Here is a 15,071-nt window from a genome sequence, read left to right as displayed (position 1 = left end):
CACACTTCACAATCTCGACTGATACTCCGTGAGCAGACCCCGCACGGTGTCGAGTCGCGCGTGGTTGGCGTCGATCTGCTCCACGGCCCTGGCCAGCTCGGCGGGCAGCCACGGCTGGGCCTGCGCCTGCACCTCGACGACCACGCGCCGGTAGTCGTCGAGCAGATCCTTCGCGCGGGCGCTGTGGGCGTGCGCGTCGGCGACCGCGCCCAGCGTCTCGGCGAGTAGGTGCCGCAACTGCTCCAGTGACATCGGCGCGAAGGCTAGAGCCGAGCCGAGTAGCTCTCGGCGGACGAGATGCACGCCAGGATGGTGCTCTGCGTGCCCGTCACCGTCTGCAGCGCCTCCGCGAGCAGGCCGTGTGCCTGGTTGATCTCCTCCTGCGTGCTGCCCGCGGTGGCCTGAGCCAGGGATTGCTGTGCTTCCTCAAGTGCTTGAGCGGCCTGTTGCAGGGCGGCGATGCTGGCGGAAGCCTTTTCGTTCGCGAGGGCGATCCCCGCACGAATCTCTTCCACACCGGGCATGAGGCGGGCTCCTTGGGAAGTCGGGTGTTGTCACGCGGTACCCAACTTAGCGTGAGTGATCAGTAGCAGTCAGCAGGTAGGTGGGGTAACTCAAGCTCCGCCGAACGCCTCTGCGCGAGACGGCACGACGTGCTCCCCGGGCAGGGAGCCCCCGTGCGGGGGCACAGCGATCGGGCCGGTACGCGAAAAGTTCCGCGCATTGACCGGCAGCGGCCTCGACCGCGTCGACATCGTGACCGAACACGAATTTCGACGGAAGTACCAACAACACAGGTAAAGATGCGCTACTTTGTGAAGCCCATTCACCGAGTTTGGTTCGCGCCACCACGAGAGAGGGAAAAGACGGTGAAGCTTCGATCCTTGCGGCGGTGGTCGGCACGGGTGGTGGCCGCCTCGCTCCGCGTCCCCCGCCACACACCTGCCGGCGACACGGCCGAATCGCACCGCGTCAGCGTCCTGGCCGCGATCCCGAGAAGGGAGCCGCTCGGAGGATGATCTACAAAACCGACTTTGTCGACGTGCGGATCAGACAGCAGATTCTCTGCATCGGGCACGACACCTACCCGCTCCGCAATGTGGCAGCGACCCGACGGGCGGTCCTCCGACCTGACCACCGGGGTGCCGTGAGGAGGTTCCTGTGGTCCCTTCCGGTGCTGCTCTTCCTCCTGCTCTTCGCCGTGGGGGCATTCAGCAGTGACGTGGCGGCCGGTCTGGTGGGGCTGCTCATCGTGGGCATCCTGGCCACCCGCTCGGTCACCAGGCTGGTGAGGAGACTTCGTACTCCCGAACTCGCTCAGTACATCATCGAGACCGCCAGTTCCTCACACGCCGTGTTGACCAGTCCGGACTTCGCCAAGGTCGACATCATCGACGCTCAGGTCAAGGAAGCAATCAACAATCCATACGCGGAGTTCCAGTTGCAGATCGAGAACGCGCACATCGGTGACCAGATCATGCAATACGGGAATCACAACATCGGAAAGCAGGCGACAGGAAGATGAGTGGTGACTTCCAGATCGGTGACCGAGTCACGCAGTACGGCGACCACAACATCGGCATCAACAGGGGCCAGCAACACACCGATGCCGCCGCGGCGCTACGGTCACTGGTGACCGCTGTCCAGCTTCTGCGTGACCAAGCGCCTGTTGAGGATCGGCCAGCCCTCAACGACGCTCTCCGAACGATCGAGGCAGGCCAGGACGCGCCGCGAGGCGCTCTGCGGCGGGCGCTGGCGACCATCTCGGGGATCGCCGTGATGATCGGCGAGGTAGGTGGTCCGGTCGTCGAGGCAGTACAGGGCGTGAAAGCCGTTCTCGGAATCTGAGGTCCCGGTCCACTGGTGCGTGTACGGCGTTGCTGCCGCCCGGCGGGCGCTCCTTCCGTGTGACGGGAAGAGCTGTCAGCAGGGTTGAAGACCCGTCAGGAACGACGGCTCGCACGGAACGCACCGGTGGACTCCTCAGAACTCCCGCCGGGTGACTCAGGCTCCCCCGGAGAGCCCGGAGAGCCCGGAGAGCCCGAACACAACGAACGCCGGGCCCCTCATGAGGAGACCCGGCGTTCGTGAGCTGGCGGAGGATACGGGATTCGAACCCGTGAGGGCTGTTACACCCAACACGATTTCCAATCGTGCGCCTTAGGCCGCTCGGCCAATCCTCCGCCGAGAAGGGTAGCAGGGCGCCCTCGTCGTCCTTCGCCGAGGGCGCGACCGGTTACCGCGCCTGCCGCAGCGGGTATGCGACAGCCATGTCGGTCGCCACTGTGGATCACGACATGCTCACGGCGCTGGGCAGGCAACTCCGGGTGGACGCCGTGCGCGCCGCGGACTTCGCCGGGTCGGGACATCCGACCTCGTCGCTGTCGGCGGCCGACCTCATGGCGGTGTTGCTGGCCGGCCATCTGCGTTACGACTTCGAGGCGGCGCAGAACCCCGCCAACGACCACCTGATCTTCTCGAAGGGACACGCGTCGCCGTTGCTGTACGCGATGTACGTGGCGGCGGGGGTCGTCTCGTCCGAGGAGCTGCGCTGGTACCGGTCGTCGGGCAGCAGGCTGCAGGGACACCCGACCCCGGCGTTGCCGTGGGTCGACGTGGCCACGGGCTCGCTCGGGCAGGGCCTCGGCATCGGCGCGGGGATGGCGCTGGCGGGTAAGCGGCTCGACCGGCGGGACTTCCGGGTCTGGGTGCTGTGCGGCGACAGCGAGCTCGCCGAGGGCTCGATGTGGGAGGCGTTCGAACACGCCGGGTACGAGCGGCTGCACAACCTGACGGCGATCGTGGACGTCAACCGCCTCGGCCAGCGCGGCCCCACGCGGCATGGGTGGGACACCGCCGCCTACGCCCGGCGGATCTCCGCGTTCGGCTGGCACACCGTCGAGATCGACGGGCACGACGTCGAGGCGATCGACGCCGCCTACGCCGAGGCAGCCGCGAGCGAGTCGCCCACCGCGATCCTGGCCCGCACCCGCAAGGGCAAGGGCGTTCGCGCCGTGGAGGACGTCGAGGGCGTGCACGGCAAACCGCTGCCGGACGCCGAGGCCGCGATCGCCGAGCTGGGTGGGCGCAGCGCCATCCGCGTCGAGGTGGCGGCTCCGGAGTACGAGCGGCCCTCCCGGCCCGACGAGCTGAGGGAGTTGGCCGTCCCCGTGTACGAGCAGGGCAGGCGCGTGGCCACCCGGACGGCCTTCGGGCAGGCCCTCGCCTCCATGGGGCACGCGCGTTCCGACCTGGTGGTGCTCGACGGCGAGGTCAGCGACTCCACGCGCACCGCCTACTTCGCGACCGAGCATCCCGACCGTTTCTTCGAGTGCTACATCGCCGAACAGCAGATGACGGCGACGGCCGTCGGTCTTTCGGTGCGTGGCTGGCTCCCGTTCGCCGCGACCTTCGCCGCGTTCTGGAGCCGCGCGTACGACTTCGTCCGCATGGCCGCCGTCAGTGGGGCCGACCTCTGTCTCGTCGGTTCGCACGCGGGCGTGTCCATCGGTGCGGACGGTCCTTCGCAGATGGGTCTGGAGGACATCGCGGCGTTCCGGGCGTTGTGGCGCAGCACCGTGCTCTACCCGTGCGACGCGAACTCCACTGCGCACCTCACGGCGGCGATGACCGAGCACTCCGGCATCCGTTACCTGCGCACCACCCGCGAGGACACACCGGTCCTGTACGGGCCGGAGGAGACGTTCCCCATCGGGGGCAGCAAGGTGCTTCGCTCGTCCGACGCCGACGAGGTGACGATCGTGGGCGCGGGCATCACGGTGCACGAGGCGCTGCGGGCGGCCGACGCGCTCGCCGACGAGGGCGTGCGGGCGCGGGTCGTGGACCTGTACTCGCTGAAGCCGGTGGACGTGGCGACCCTGCGGCGGGCTGCGGCCGACACCGGCCGCATCGTCACCGTCGAGGACCACTGGCCGCAGGGCGGGCTCGGCGATGCGGTGCTGGACGCGTTGACCGGCTCCATCGCGATGCCCACGGTGGTCAAGCTCGGTGTGCTGGCGCTGCCGGGGTCCGCCACCCCCGCCGAGCAACTCCGCCACGCCGGCATCGACGCCGACTCCGTGGTCGAGGCGGTGCGGGAACTGGTGGCGGAGTGACCCGACCGGGAGCCTGCCCGCTTCAGGCTCTCAGATCGCGAGTGCGCGCATGGTGGCGGCCCTGTTCGCCCGGCGCCTTCTCCCGCGGAACCCGCGCCGGCGGTGGTTGTTCTCCGTCATCGCGAAGGTGGCCGCCGTGACCAGGCCGTAGGCGAGGTGCGGCAGGGCGTCGCTGAGCCAGTCCGAGGTGCTCCACGTCCGGGGGTCGGTCACCCCCAGCACCGTCATGGGCGCACTCGAACCCACCATCGCGGCGACCGTCGCCACGACACCGCCCACGAGCATCGGAGGGCGCCAGCCGAGGCCGTGCAGTGCTCCGTAGCAGACGCCGACGGTGGTTCCCGTGACCATCCCGAGCAGGGCACCGAGCCCGGACTTGCGGCTCTCCTTCTGCTCGGTGGTGCCGGGGATCTCCGTTCCCGCCGCCTCGCTGATCTTGTCGATCGTCTGCTGAGGGGTGCTGCTCGACGGGCGGCCCCGCAGCGTCATGTCCAGGTAGGTGGCGGCGTGCAGTGCGGTGGTTCCCGCGGCGCCTGCGGCGGCGCCGCGCGCGATAGAAGACAACATGGCATCGGAGTTACCCGCGGTGGGGGTCTCGAACCGGGGTTCTCTCCGGAAGGGACGAATCGTGGTCCACACCGGTCGCGGTGAGGACCTGTTCGACGTAGGCGGTGAGCCTCTCCGACACGGTCTGGTAGTCGACGCCACGCGAGGTGCGGGTGAGTACCGCGACGATGTAGCGGTCGTCGTCTCCCACCAGGCCGGTGGTGTGCAGGACGCGCTCGTCCGTGCAACACGCCCATCCCTGCTTCACCGCGAACGGTAGCTCCCCTGCCGCGTCGGGGATCCCGAAGTGCTGGTAGAAACCGTCGGTGCCGTGAGGCGTCGAGTCGCGCAGAGCGGACAGGACCACGTCACGGGTCTTCGGAGGCGCCTCGTACAGCAGGTACCGGTAGACCTTCACCGTGTCGGCGGCCGTGGTCAGCGTGTCGCCCCACATGTTGGGCAGCTCGGGTGCCTCGGTGTTCTCCAGGCCGAGTCGCTCGGCCCACCTGGTGACCAGGTCGGGTCTGCCGCCGTGCACCCAGAACTGGCCGGCGAGCTGATCGTGGCTCTCCGCGATCATGGTGTGCACGTCGGAGGGAGGTGCCCCCTGTTCGAGGGCGTCGAAGGCGATCAGCAGTTTCACCAGCGACGCGGACGTGAACTGTTCGTGGGCGTTGTGCTCCAGTGCGACCACCGCCCGGGCTTGGTCGTAGACCATCACCCCGACGTCGTCGAATCCGTGGCCGACGACGAGTTGCTTCGGAGGTTCCGGCGGGGGCGTGGAGGACGACTCCTCGCCGTCCGAGCGGTGTGGTCGGAGGCTGGGCACCGACTCCGTCGGCGTGCCGGTGGACGTGATGGCTGTGCTGGCGGCCGTGGTGGACGTGGCGGTGTCGACCGTGGAACCGACGATCGTGACGCTGAGACCCAGGAGCCCTCCTGAGATCACGGCCAACGCCCAGCGCCGGCAGTTCATTTCTCTCTCCGACATGATCTTCTTTCCGACATGACCGGTGTTGTCCGGAGAAAGGTCGTGTGTTGCCGTCCCGTGGATGTGAAGTGACATAGGTCACACATTCAGTCTTTCGTGGGAACGCGCGTGGTGCCAGCGGCCAAGTCCTGGCGTGTACGTGTTGGTCGGAACCCGTGTTGAGCGGGTGAGTGCGCGCGCGGTCGGTGACTCCCATCCCGATCTCGCGGATGGTGATCCCGAGGTGCTCTTCACCGGGCTCTTCGACGCGCACGCGCCCGCGTTGCGCTCGTACTTCGCAGGCCGGGTCGGCGTGCACGTCGCCGACGACCTCGTCGCGGAGACGTTCCTGCTCGCGTTGCGCAAGCGGGCGACATACGACCCGGGGCGCGGCCCGGTGCGCCCGTGGTTGTACGGCATCGCCACGAATGTTCTGAGAGGCCACGTCAGGAAGGAGTTGAGAGGCTTGCGGGTGACCGCGCGAATCGCGGCGGACGGAGGGGCGACAGGGTCGTCGATCGCCGAGGCGGTCGACGCCAGGGCCACCGAGCGGGTGGACGCGCAGCAACGCACCCGGCGGTTGGCCACCGCCCTCGCGGGACTGTCGCGGGCCGACCGCGACGTCCTGCTGCTGTCGGCGTGGGCCGAGCTGACGCCCACCGAGATAGGTCAGGCGCTTGACCTGCCCCCGAGCACGGTGCGCTCACGCCTGCACCGCGTCCGTCGAAAGCTCAGGACAGTTCTGCAGCGCGAGGAGCGCGGCACCGCACGGGGAGGTCACCGATGATGGACGAGAACCGACGGTCGATGCCCGACGCGACGTCGGACGCGGCGCTCGACGAGGCTCTGCGAAAACTCCATCACGAGATGCGCGCCGACCAGCCGCGGTTGGACGACGCGCGCGCCAGGGTACTGGCGGCGGCGCGGGCGGAGTCGAAGAGACGTCCGAGGCGTGCGCCCGTGAGGGCCGGTGTTTCGCGGTTGCCCTTCCGCCGGTGGGGGCCGGTGGTCGCCGCGGCGGCGTCGGTCGCGGCCGCGGTGGTAGTCCCCCTGGCCATGCTGTCGGGCGACACCGGCGCGGTGGGGCCCGCGGGGCAGGCGCCGGAGCAGACGGCCACCGCACCGGAACTCACCGCGCAGGACGTTCTGTCGCAGGCCGCGGAGACGGCTGAGAGCAAGCGCGAATACGACCGTCCGGTCACGTTCCCCTTCCTCACGAGCCAGCGGGAGTTCGTTCCACACCTGGTCGAGGGCGAAGAGGGGGACACGTTCGTCGTCGGTCAGGAACGACTGAGGGAGGCGTGGTCGGACGACGGCCGCGTCTGGAAGCTTCGGCAGCACGTCACCAGCGCGCCGGAGTGGCTCGGCCACGAATCCGATAGCGAGCCGGCCCCTGTCGAGCACGCGTTCACGGGCACGCTGTGCGGCAGCACCAACGAACCGGGTACAGGGCCGTGTGTGGACGACGAGCACTGGTACCGGCCCCAGGTGTACAGCGGCCTGGTCGGTGAGGAACAACCCCTTCGGAAGCTGAACTCCATGCTCCCCGAGCCGGACGAGACGCCCTGGCGGATCGGTGGCGCCGGGAACGACCGCGCCGACGACGTGTTCGACACCGCCATCCGGGCGTTGCGCACCGAGATGGTGCCGGCGGAGGTGAGGGCGGCCATGTACCGCGAGCTCGCCGAGCTGCCCGGCATCCACGTCACGGACGAGAGCGTCACGATGAGGACGCGCATGAACGACATCGTGCTGGAGAACAACACCGGTGTCGCCGTCGGCATCGACGACCCGGACAGCGGGCAGCGCAGGGAGATCATCCTGAACCTGGACACGGGATGGTTCGTGGGGGCCCGGGCCGTCGCACTCGACGGCAACGAGTTGGGTGTGGCTTCGGGGACGGTGTTGTGGTCGCTCGCGCCCGAGGTGGCTCACGAACCGCTCGCCGACGAGTTCACGGCCCCCTCCTGTGAGGGCAAGGACTGCCGAACGACCTCCGGTCCCATCGTGAAGACCAGGATCGAGGAGACCAGGTAGGCGCAAGAACCGGCCACACCTACGTCCCGGAGTCACCGGAGGGAGACGCGGTGCCGGGCCCGCCGATCGGGGGCGGGCCCGGCACCGACGCTCAGGCTTCGTGCTCCACGCGCGGGTCGGTGGCCCAGGTCGTGTGGAAGCTGCCCTCGCGGTCGACCCTGCGGTAGGTGTGCGCGCCGAAGTAGTCGCGCTGTGCCTGGATCAGCGACGCGGGGAGCCGCTCGGCCCGCAGCGCGTCGTAGTAGGCGAGTGCCGTGGAGAACCCGGGCGTCGGGATGCCCAGCCGCACGGCGGTGGACACCACGGACCTCCACGCCTCCTGCGCGTCCTCCACGGCCCTGCGGAACTCGCCGCTGGTCAGCAGGGTCGGCAGCGTCGGTTCCGCGCGGTAGGCGGCGCGGATGTCGTCGAGGAACTTCGCGCGGATGATGCAGCCTCCACGCCAGATCGCGGCCACCGCACCGAGGTCGATGTTCCACCCGTACTCGCTGCTGCCCGCCTGGATCTGGTTGAACCCCTGGGCGTAGGCGACCACCTTCGACGCGTACAACGCCTGCTCGACGTCGTCGGCGAAGCTCTCGGGCACACCGTTTCGGGCGCCGCCTGCCCGGTCGGGGCCGGCGAGTCCGCGCGCCGCGCTACGCAGCCCGGCGTGACCCGACAGCGACCGGGCGAACGTGGCCTCGGCGATACCCGTGATGGGCACGCCCAGTTCCAGCCCGTTCTGCACGGTCCAGCGTCCGGTGCCCTTCTGTTCCGCCTGGTCGGCCACGATGTCGACGAACGGCCTGCCGGTGCTCGGGTCGGTGTGCGCGAGGACCTCGGCGGTGATCTCGATGAGGTACGAGTCGAGCCGGCCCGTGTTCCACGTGCGGAACGTTTCGGCGATCTGCGCGGGCTCGTAGCCCAGCACGCCCCGCAGCAGGTCGAACGACTCGGCGATGAGCTGCATGTCGGAGTACTCGATGCCGTTGTGCACCATCTTCACGAAGTGGCCCGCGCCGTCGGGGCCGACGTGGGTGCAGCACGGCGCGCCGTCCACCTTCGCGGAGATGTCCTCGAACAGCGGTCCCAGCGACTCGTACGACTCGGCCGAGCCGCCGGGCATGATGCTGGGCCCGTGCAGGGCGCCTTCCTCACCGCCGGACACGCCGGTGCCCACGAAGTGCAGGCCCCGCTCGCGGAGCGCGGCCTCCCTGCGGCGGGTGTCCGCGAAGTGGGCGTTGCCCGCGTCGATGACGATGTCCCCGGGCTCCAGCAGCGGTGCGAACTCCTCGATGACCGCGTCGGTGGGGGAGCCCGCCTTGACCATGATGACGAGCTTGCGCGGGCGCTCCAGGGCCTGCACGAACTCCTCGGCGGAGTAGGTGGGGACGAACTCTCCCTCGGAGCCGAAGTTCTCGACGAGGTCGCGGGTCCGCTGTTCCGTCCGGTTGTGCAGGGCGACGGTGTGCCCGTGGCGGGCGAGGTTGCGGGCGAGGTTGCGTCCCATCACCGCGAGTCCGGTGACGCCGATGCTTGCCTTGGCCGTCTGAGAGGTCATAATCGCACCCTACGCGGCACCGGTGCGCGTCTCACGGTTGCTCAGAGTGGCGGTGGGAGATCGCGAGCCAGCCGGAGAGGTGATTTCACCTGGGTGGTCGAACGCGGTAACGTCACCTCGCCATGGCCAGCACCGTGACTTCCCGCCGTAAACAGCTCGGCAACGAACTGCGACACGCACGCAGGTCCGCCGGGCTCACCCAGCAGCAGGTCGCCGACATCCTCGGTTGCACCCAGGGGAAGGTCAACAAGATCGAGTCAGGCGCGGTCGGCGCGAAGCTCGGCGACGTGCGCAGGATGTTGGAGGCGTACGGCGTGACGGGCGAAGAGGCCGAGACACTGGTCGACATGGCGAGATCGGCCGCCGGGCAGCGCGGCCACTGGTCCGGCTACCGCTCGGTGGTGCCGCACTGGTTCCGGACGTTCACCGATCTCGAACCCGCGGCCGCCGAGATCATGACGTGGCACTGCGAGCGCATTCCGGGCCCGTTGCAGTCCGAGCACTACATGCTCAAGCAGTTCACCGAGTACGGGGCCACCGACATCACCGCGTTGGTGCGCAACCGGCTCGACCGTAAGTCGGTCTTCGACCAGCAGCAGCCGCCCTACTACCGCTTCATCGTCAGTGAGGCGGCGTTGCGGCGGGCTCCCGGCGGGCGCGCCCCGGCGGTGATGCTCGACCAGATCGAGCACATGCTGGAGCTGGACCAGCGGCAGCGGGTGTACGTGCACGTCCTGCCGTTCGACGCCAGGCTGGCTTCGGTGCCCAACGACTTCACGATCATGCGGTTCCCCGACCGCACCCGGGACTTCGTCTACATCGAGCACTCCGCGGGCGGTCTCTACCTCGACGACGCCAAGGACTTCCAGATCTTCGTCGACGCGTGGGACCGGCTTCGCGGTGCGGCACTCGAACGCCAGGAGACGCGACAGTTCCTCAAGCAGCTCGCGCAGGAGTACCGCGAGGCCCTCGACTGATCCGCGATGCCGCTCGGGGGGTTTTCCAGCTCTATCTCCGAAGTGCGGCCGGTACGCGGTCCCCGCGAAACAGGCCCTAGGCTCGGCAGAGGTAGCGCAGCGCGAGCGGATCGTCGACGAAGAGGAGGGACGCGGGCTTCTTCCGGGCCGGAAGTTTGACGAGGTTCAGGTTCCACCTGTTGCGACGCGGTTCGGTCACGTTCTCGGCTTCGACTTCCCCTGTCGACCGCCTGGTCAACAACGGTTCAACGTCGAGTCGTACGGCCATGCCCTGCTCCATCCCCCGGAGTTGTTGCCGATCTCTCACCAGATCGACCCCGCTCGCCTGCGGTTATCCGTACCCACTAGTAATAATCCTAGTTTGTGAATAATCGTGTTGTCGACCCGCGTGGTCGAATGTCGCACGGATGGACGCATCCCTTCGGAGGGTCTCCGCCCTGCGGCAACAAGATCGTGTGGGTGGCGACAGGGATGCGGGTCTCCCCGCACCAGGCGCGGAGGTAGGCGATGGTCGATTATGTCGGCAACGGGGAATACGACCCGACAACGGCCGTGGGCTGGTTCGACCCGGGCAACTGGCGCAAGTCCTTCGCCAGTGAACCCAACGGCGGCAACTGTGTCGAGGTCAACCTCGCCGACGACAAGGTCGGTGTGCGCGACACCAAGCTGGCCGAGAGTCCGGTGTTCGTGTTTCGCCACTCCGAGTGGGAAGCCTTCCTGAAGGCGGTGAAGGCCGGGCAGTTCGACCTGCCCAGGTGAACTGGCCCCCCGTGGTTTCGTGATCGGTGGGCCACCCGGGCTCGATGCGGTCGGCCGGGATGGCCTAGACTGGCTGGCGGACCCCCGCGGCGTCCATCCTGTGAACCTCCCCAGGGCCGGAAGGCAGCAAGGATAAGCAGGCTCTGACGGGTGCGGGGGTCCCCTTCTTTTTCCGGGCTCGGCCGACCTGTGTTCGCGTCCCTGCCGCCCTGCTCTCGTCCGCCTCCGTGCCCTGCGGGCAACGGGCACACCGTCGGGACCTGCCGGTACGCTCGCGACGTGGCTCTAGCGCTGTACCGCAAGTATCGGCCGGCGACCTTCGCCGAGGTCGTCGGGCAGGAGCACGTCACCGAACCGCTGCGCACCGCGCTCGCCTCCGGCCGTATCAACCACGCCTACCTCTTCTCCGGGCCGCGCGGCTGCGGGAAGACGTCGAGCGCGCGCATCATGGCCCGCTCGCTCAACTGCGTCGAGGGGCCGACGCCCGACCCGTGCGGCAAGTGCGGCCCGTGCCAGGCGCTCGCGCCCGAGGGGCCGGGCAGCGTGGACGTCACCGAGCTCGACGCCGCCAGCCACGGCGGGGTCGACGACGCCCGCGAGTTGCGCGACCGCGCGTTCTACGCGCCCGCCGAGTCGCGCTACCGGGTGTTCATCATCGACGAGGCCCACATGGTCACGCCGCAGGGCTTCAACGCCCTGCTGAAGATCGTGGAGGAGCCGCCGGAACACCTGATCTTCATCTTCGCCACCACCGAGCCGGACAAGGTGCTCACCACCATCCGCTCGCGGACGCACCACTACCCGTTCCGGCTCATCCCGCCGAGCGCCATGCGCGAGTTGCTGGAACGCAACGTCGCCGCGGAGGGCGTGACCGTGGAGCCCGCGGTGTACCCGCTGGTGATCCGCGCGGGCGGCGGTTCGGCGCGGGACACGCAGTCGGTGCTGGACCAACTGCTTGCCGGAGCGGGCCCGGAGGGGGTCACCTACGAGCGCGCCGCCGCGCTGCTCGGTGTCACCGACTCGGCGCTGCTCGACGCGATGGTGGACGCGCTGGCCACCGACGACGCCGGGAGCGTGTTCGGCACGATCGACCGGCTCGCCGACGCGGGGCACGACCCGCGCCGCTTCGCCACCGACCTGCTCGACCGGCTGCGGGATCTGATCCTGCTGCGCTCGGTGCCGGAAGCGGCGGACAACGGCATGGTCTCGGCGCCCGAGGAGCAGATCGAACGCATGGTGGCTCAGGCCCAGAGTCTGCAGCCCGGCACCCTCACGCGCTACGCCGAGATCCTGCACAACGGCCTGCTGGAGATGCGCGGTGCCACGTCGCCGCGGCTGGTGCTCGAACTGCTGTGCTCCCGGATGCTGCTGCCCGAGGTCGCCGACGACGAAGGCGCCATGTTGCAGCGGCTCGAGAAGCTGGAACGCCGGATCGCCGCCGGGGTGCCCGCCACGCCGCAGGCGGCCCCGGCGGCACCCGCGGCCCCGGCCGAGGGGCCCGCGCAGCAGGCACCGGCCCGGCCCGCGGTCGAGAGGGTGTTCGAGCGGCCGTCCCAGCGGACCGCGAGGGAGCCGGAGCGGCCCGCGCAGCCGACCCAGGAGAGCCGCCCCGCCCGCGCGGAGACACCGGCTGCCGCGCCGCGGCCTCCCCGCGGCGGCGCCGCACCCGGAGAGAGCGGCCCGGGGCAGGTGGACGCCGCGGGCCTGCGCCAGTACTGGCCGCAGGTGCTCGCCGCCGTGCGGAACATGAGCCGCAGCACGGAGGCCCTGCTCACCGGTGCGACCGTCCACAGCGTCGAGGGCACCACCGTGGTGCTCACACACCCGGCGCAGCCACTCGTGCGGCGACTGTCGGAACCCCGCAACGTCGACTGCATCGCACGGGCGCTCTCCCAGGTCGTCTCCGGTGAGTGGACGGTGCGGTGCGTACACCCCAGCGCGATGTCGGGGGAGGGGCAGCCGCCCTCGGCGCCGCAGGCCGGTGCGCGGCAGGCGGCCCCCCGCGCGGAGCAGCAGGGCAGGGCTCGCACGTACCAACGGCCGTCGGGCTCGACGAGGCCGAGCGAGTCCGAGCAGGCGAGGGCGGCGCGCGCCACGGCGTCCGAGCCGGACATCCCGTTGCCGCCCGAACCGGACGACGAGCCGTACCCGCCGGACGAGACGGAGCAGGCCCCCGAGTCGGTCGACCCCGAGACGCGGGCCCGGAACCTGATCACCAAACACCTCGGTGCCCGGCCAATCGACTGATCACGTGAGCGTGGCCGACCGACCTCGGGCCGGGTGGCGACCCTCATGGGAGGCGCGGCGGCCCGCCCCGGTGCGGCTAGGCTGGGGGCAGGTGTGACAACCCCGCGCAGTGACGAGACTGACCACGAAAAGGATCGGATAGCCACATCATGGTGCAACCCGGCGGCGGAATGCCCGACATGCAGCAGATCCTCCAGCAGGCGCAGAAGATGCAGGAGCAGCTCGTCGCGGCACAGGAGGAGTTGGCGAACGCCGAGGTGACCGGCACCGCGGGTGGCGGCCTGGTGACCGCGACCGTCAGCGGGAGTCTCGAACTGAAGGATTTGACGATCGACCCGAAGGTGGTCGACCCCTCCGACACCGAGACGCTGTCCGACCTCGTGGTGGCCGCCGTGCGTGACGCGATGGGCAACGCGCAGCGGCTCACCGAGGAGAAGCTCGGCCCCCTCGCGGGTGGTCTCGGGGGCGGCATGCCCGACCTCGGTGGTTTCGGACTGCCTGGATAACGGTGTACGAGGGCGTAGTTCAGGATCTGATCGATGAACTCGGGCGGCTGCCCGGCATCGGTCCGAAAAGCGCGCAGCGCATCGCCTTCCACCTGCTCGGTTCCGACCCGGCCGACATCGCGCGGCTGCAGGAGGTGCTCGGCAAGGTACGGGAGGGCGTGCGGTTCTGCGAGGTGTGCGGCAACGTCTCCGAGAACCAGCGGTGCCGTATCTGCTCCGACCCGCGTCGCGACGTCAGTCTCATCTGCGTCGTGGAGGAGCCCAAGGACGTGCTCGCGGTGGAACGCACCCGCGAGTTCCGGGGCCGCTACCACGTGCTGGGAGGCGCCCTCGACCCGCTGTCGGGCGTGGGGCCCGACCAGTTGCGGATCAAGGAGTTGCTCGCTCGCATCGGCAGCGACGACGTGTCCGAGGTCATCATCGCCACCGACCCGAACACCGAGGGCGAGGCCACGGCGACGTACCTCGTGCGGATGCTCAAGGACTTCCCCGGGCTGACGGTGACGCGGTTGGCGTCCGGGCTGCCGATGGGCGGTGACCTGGAGTTCGCCGACGAACTCACTCTCGGGCGGGCGTTGTCCGGCCGCCGTGCACTCTGAGCCGGTCGTCGACCGGGTGGCCGACGCGGTGTTGGCGTCGCCCGCCCGGCTCGGCGCGGTGCGGCTCGTGTCCGTCGACGGTCCTTCCGGTTCGGGTAAGTCCACGTTCGCACGCACGCTCGTCGCCTGCCTGCGCGAACGCGGGTGTCACGTCGGGCTCGTGAGCACCGACGACTTCGCCACCTGGGACGACCCGGTGTCGTGGTGGCCGAGGCTTGCCGAGGTGCTCGACCGGCTCGCCGAGGGGCGGCCAGGGGGTTACCGCGCGTGGGACTGGACCACCGGTGAACCCCGCCCGGGCGCGGAGGTCCGGGTGCCCGTGCCCGACGTGCTCGTACTGGAGGGCGTGTCGGCGGGCCGGACGTCGGTGCGTCCCGTGCTGACGCGGTTGTGCTGGGTCGAGGTTCCCGGCCGCGTCGACCGCCTGGAGCGGGCGGTGGCCCGCGACGGTGAGGCGTGTCGGCCGCTGCTTTCCGCGTGGCAGCGTTTCGAGGACGGCTGGTTCGCTGTGGACGACACCCGGGCGCATGCCGACGACGTGGTCCGGCCGCACGGTCACCGTTCTCCTGGATGGACTGCTGTCGCGGCATCCGGGCCACGCGGTCGGTCGTGAACCGCGCCTGCGAGCGCCGAGTGACACCGGCGTAGCGGAATCGATTCCGAAAGCGACCGGTCCGAAAGTTCGTTCACTGCGGCGTCAGCGGTTATCCAACTGTGATCAATCCATTCGATGTAGTCCGTTCGGGTGACTGGTGCTCGATCGGGTGACTTC

17 protein-coding genes, 1 tRNA gene and 1 other RNA gene are annotated in these 15,071 nt (G+C 69.5%); 12 read left to right on the top strand and 7 right to left on the bottom strand.

Annotated features, from left to right (window positions below; genetic code table 11):
* Positions 1–6 precede the first annotated feature (6 nt).
* Both SACCYDRAFT_RS23470 and SACCYDRAFT_RS23465 read right to left on the bottom strand, forming a co-directional pair.
* Complete coding sequence (locus SACCYDRAFT_RS23470; RefSeq protein WP_005460010.1) at positions 7–252, bottom strand: hypothetical protein; 246 nt, start codon at positions 250–252, stop codon at positions 7–9.
* A gap of 11 nt (positions 253–263) precedes the next feature.
* On the bottom strand, positions 264–524 hold the full coding sequence (locus SACCYDRAFT_RS23465; protein WP_005460009.1) for a hypothetical protein: 261 nt from the start codon (positions 522–524) through the stop codon (positions 264–266).
* A 491-nt stretch (positions 525–1,015) separates the two neighbouring features.
* Between SACCYDRAFT_RS23465 and SACCYDRAFT_RS23460 the strand changes: the two genes are divergently transcribed.
* Together SACCYDRAFT_RS23460 and SACCYDRAFT_RS23455 are read left to right on the top strand one after the other, a co-directional pair.
* Complete coding sequence (locus SACCYDRAFT_RS23460; RefSeq protein ID WP_005460008.1) at positions 1,016–1,525, top strand: DUF6232 family protein; 510 nt, start codon at positions 1,016–1,018, stop codon at positions 1,523–1,525.
* Complete coding sequence (locus tag SACCYDRAFT_RS23455) at positions 1,522–1,848, top strand: hypothetical protein (protein WP_005460007.1); 327 nt, start codon at positions 1,522–1,524, stop codon at positions 1,846–1,848. The genes SACCYDRAFT_RS23460 and SACCYDRAFT_RS23455 overlap by 4 nt, the downstream gene beginning before the upstream one ends.
* Positions 1,849–2,093: 245 nt before the next feature.
* Here the strand turns inward: SACCYDRAFT_RS23455 and SACCYDRAFT_RS23450 are convergent.
* Positions 2,094–2,183 (bottom strand) — tRNA-Ser (locus tag SACCYDRAFT_RS23450).
* 87 nt (positions 2,184–2,270) lie between these two features.
* On the opposite strand from SACCYDRAFT_RS23450, the gene SACCYDRAFT_RS23445 reads away from it, so the two are divergent.
* The gene (locus SACCYDRAFT_RS23445; protein ID WP_043536856.1) at positions 2,271–4,115 is read left to right on the top strand and encodes a transketolase; all 1,845 of its coding nucleotides are present in this window, start codon (positions 2,271–2,273) and stop codon (positions 4,113–4,115) included.
* A 30-nt stretch (positions 4,116–4,145) separates the two neighbouring features.
* Here the strand turns inward: SACCYDRAFT_RS23445 and SACCYDRAFT_RS23440 are convergent, their stop codons facing one another.
* Both SACCYDRAFT_RS23440 and SACCYDRAFT_RS23435 read right to left on the bottom strand, forming a co-directional pair.
* The gene (locus SACCYDRAFT_RS23440; RefSeq protein WP_043536854.1) at positions 4,146–4,682 is read right to left on the bottom strand and encodes a hypothetical protein; all 537 of its coding nucleotides are present in this window, start codon (positions 4,680–4,682) and stop codon (positions 4,146–4,148) included.
* Between the two features lie 10 nt (positions 4,683–4,692).
* A complete protein-coding gene (locus SACCYDRAFT_RS23435; protein WP_198284962.1) occupies positions 4,693–5,652 on the bottom strand; it encodes a serine hydrolase in 960 nt (319 codons plus the stop codon).
* 133 nt (positions 5,653–5,785) lie between these two features.
* On the opposite strand from SACCYDRAFT_RS23435, the gene SACCYDRAFT_RS23430 reads away from it, so the two are divergent.
* Together SACCYDRAFT_RS23430 and SACCYDRAFT_RS23425 are read left to right on the top strand one after the other, a co-directional pair.
* Positions 5,786–6,418, top strand: a complete 633-nt coding sequence (locus tag SACCYDRAFT_RS23430) for an RNA polymerase sigma factor (RefSeq protein ID WP_005460002.1) — start codon at positions 5,786–5,788, stop codon at positions 6,416–6,418.
* On the top strand, positions 6,418–7,668 hold the full coding sequence (locus SACCYDRAFT_RS23425; protein WP_198284961.1) for a hypothetical protein: 1,251 nt from the start codon (positions 6,418–6,420) through the stop codon (positions 7,666–7,668). Before SACCYDRAFT_RS23430 ends, SACCYDRAFT_RS23425 begins: the two co-directional genes overlap by 1 nt.
* Positions 7,669–7,759: 91 nt before the next feature.
* Here the strand turns inward: SACCYDRAFT_RS23425 and gndA are convergent, their stop codons facing one another.
* Positions 7,760–9,211, bottom strand: a complete 1,452-nt coding sequence (gene gndA / locus SACCYDRAFT_RS23420; RefSeq protein WP_005459997.1) for an NADP-dependent phosphogluconate dehydrogenase — start codon at positions 9,209–9,211, stop codon at positions 7,760–7,762.
* A 122-nt stretch (positions 9,212–9,333) separates the two neighbouring features.
* Here gndA and SACCYDRAFT_RS23415 point away from each other — a divergent pair, with 122 nt between their 5' ends.
* On the top strand, positions 9,334–10,188 hold the full coding sequence (locus SACCYDRAFT_RS23415; RefSeq protein WP_005459991.1) for a helix-turn-helix domain-containing protein: 855 nt from the start codon (positions 9,334–9,336) through the stop codon (positions 10,186–10,188).
* A gap of 76 nt (positions 10,189–10,264) precedes the next feature.
* Here SACCYDRAFT_RS23415 and SACCYDRAFT_RS23410 read toward each other — a convergent pair whose 3' ends face one another.
* Positions 10,265–10,456: a hypothetical protein gene (locus SACCYDRAFT_RS23410; RefSeq protein WP_005459990.1), complete on the bottom strand. Its 192-nt coding sequence runs from the start codon at positions 10,454–10,456 to the stop codon at positions 10,265–10,267.
* Positions 10,457–10,695: 239 nt separating this feature from the next.
* Here SACCYDRAFT_RS23410 and SACCYDRAFT_RS23405 point away from each other — a divergent pair, with 239 nt between their 5' ends.
* From SACCYDRAFT_RS23405 to SACCYDRAFT_RS23385, 6 genes are all read left to right on the top strand, one after another.
* Positions 10,696–10,947: a DUF397 domain-containing protein gene (locus SACCYDRAFT_RS23405; protein ID WP_005459988.1), complete on the top strand. Its 252-nt coding sequence runs from the start codon at positions 10,696–10,698 to the stop codon at positions 10,945–10,947.
* A 73-nt stretch (positions 10,948–11,020) separates the two neighbouring features.
* Positions 11,021–11,117, top strand: an RNA gene (gene ffs, locus SACCYDRAFT_RS26140) — signal recognition particle sRNA small type.
* Positions 11,118–11,226: 109 nt separating this feature from the next.
* A complete protein-coding gene (locus SACCYDRAFT_RS23400; protein WP_005459986.1) occupies positions 11,227–13,194 on the top strand; it encodes a DNA polymerase III subunit gamma and tau in 1,968 nt (655 codons plus the stop codon).
* Positions 13,195–13,343: 149 nt separating this feature from the next.
* Positions 13,344–13,700, top strand: a complete 357-nt coding sequence (locus tag SACCYDRAFT_RS23395; RefSeq protein ID WP_005459982.1) for a YbaB/EbfC family nucleoid-associated protein — start codon at positions 13,344–13,346, stop codon at positions 13,698–13,700.
* A 2-nt stretch (positions 13,701–13,702) separates the two neighbouring features.
* Entirely contained in the window at positions 13,703–14,299 is a 597-nt protein-coding gene (gene recR / locus SACCYDRAFT_RS23390; protein ID WP_005459981.1) for a recombination mediator RecR, read from the top strand.
* Complete coding sequence (locus SACCYDRAFT_RS23385; RefSeq protein ID WP_005459980.1) at positions 14,289–14,912, top strand: uridine kinase family protein; 624 nt, start codon at positions 14,289–14,291, stop codon at positions 14,910–14,912. Before recR ends, SACCYDRAFT_RS23385 begins: the two co-directional genes overlap by 11 nt.
* The last annotated feature ends 159 nt before the right edge of the window (positions 14,913–15,071 follow it).

Origin of the sequence: Saccharomonospora cyanea NA-134 (assembly GCF_000244975.1) — a bacterium.
Lineage (GTDB): Bacteria > Actinomycetota > Actinomycetes > Mycobacteriales > Pseudonocardiaceae > Saccharomonospora > Saccharomonospora cyanea.
This window is presented reverse-complemented; position numbering and strand designations above follow the sequence as displayed.

What these genes read in the sequence shown, in the direction of transcription:
- SACCYDRAFT_RS23470 (WP_005460010.1), bottom strand. Translation starts at nt 252, where the DNA reads ATGTCACTGGAGCAGTTGCGGCACCTACTCGCCGAGACGCTGGGCGCG.
- SACCYDRAFT_RS23465 (WP_005460009.1), bottom strand. Translation starts at nt 524, where the DNA reads ATGCCCGGTGTGGAAGAGATTCGTGCGGGGATCGCCCTCGCGAACGAA.
- SACCYDRAFT_RS23460 (WP_005460008.1), top strand. Translation starts at nt 1,016, where the DNA reads ATGATCTACAAAACCGACTTTGTCGACGTGCGGATCAGACAGCAGATT.
- SACCYDRAFT_RS23455 (WP_005460007.1), top strand. Translation starts at nt 1,522, where the DNA reads ATGAGTGGTGACTTCCAGATCGGTGACCGAGTCACGCAGTACGGCGAC.
- SACCYDRAFT_RS23445 (WP_043536856.1), top strand. Translation starts at nt 2,271, where the DNA reads ATGTCGGTCGCCACTGTGGATCACGACATGCTCACGGCGCTGGGCAGG.
- SACCYDRAFT_RS23440 (WP_043536854.1), bottom strand. Translation starts at nt 4,682, where the DNA reads ATGTTGTCTTCTATCGCGCGCGGCGCCGCCGCAGGCGCCGCGGGAACC.
- SACCYDRAFT_RS23435 (WP_198284962.1), bottom strand. Translation starts at nt 5,652, where the DNA reads ATGTCGGAGAGAGAAATGAACTGCCGGCGCTGGGCGTTGGCCGTGATC.
- SACCYDRAFT_RS23425 (WP_198284961.1), top strand. Translation starts at nt 6,418, where the DNA reads ATGGACGAGAACCGACGGTCGATGCCCGACGCGACGTCGGACGCGGCG.
- gndA (WP_005459997.1), bottom strand. Translation starts at nt 9,211, where the DNA reads ATGACCTCTCAGACGGCCAAGGCAAGCATCGGCGTCACCGGACTCGCG.
- SACCYDRAFT_RS23415 (WP_005459991.1), top strand. Translation starts at nt 9,334, where the DNA reads ATGGCCAGCACCGTGACTTCCCGCCGTAAACAGCTCGGCAACGAACTG.
- SACCYDRAFT_RS23410 (WP_005459990.1), bottom strand. Translation starts at nt 10,456, where the DNA reads ATGGCCGTACGACTCGACGTTGAACCGTTGTTGACCAGGCGGTCGACA.
- SACCYDRAFT_RS23405 (WP_005459988.1), top strand. Translation starts at nt 10,696, where the DNA reads ATGGTCGATTATGTCGGCAACGGGGAATACGACCCGACAACGGCCGTG.
- SACCYDRAFT_RS23395 (WP_005459982.1), top strand. Translation starts at nt 13,344, where the DNA reads ATGGTGCAACCCGGCGGCGGAATGCCCGACATGCAGCAGATCCTCCAG.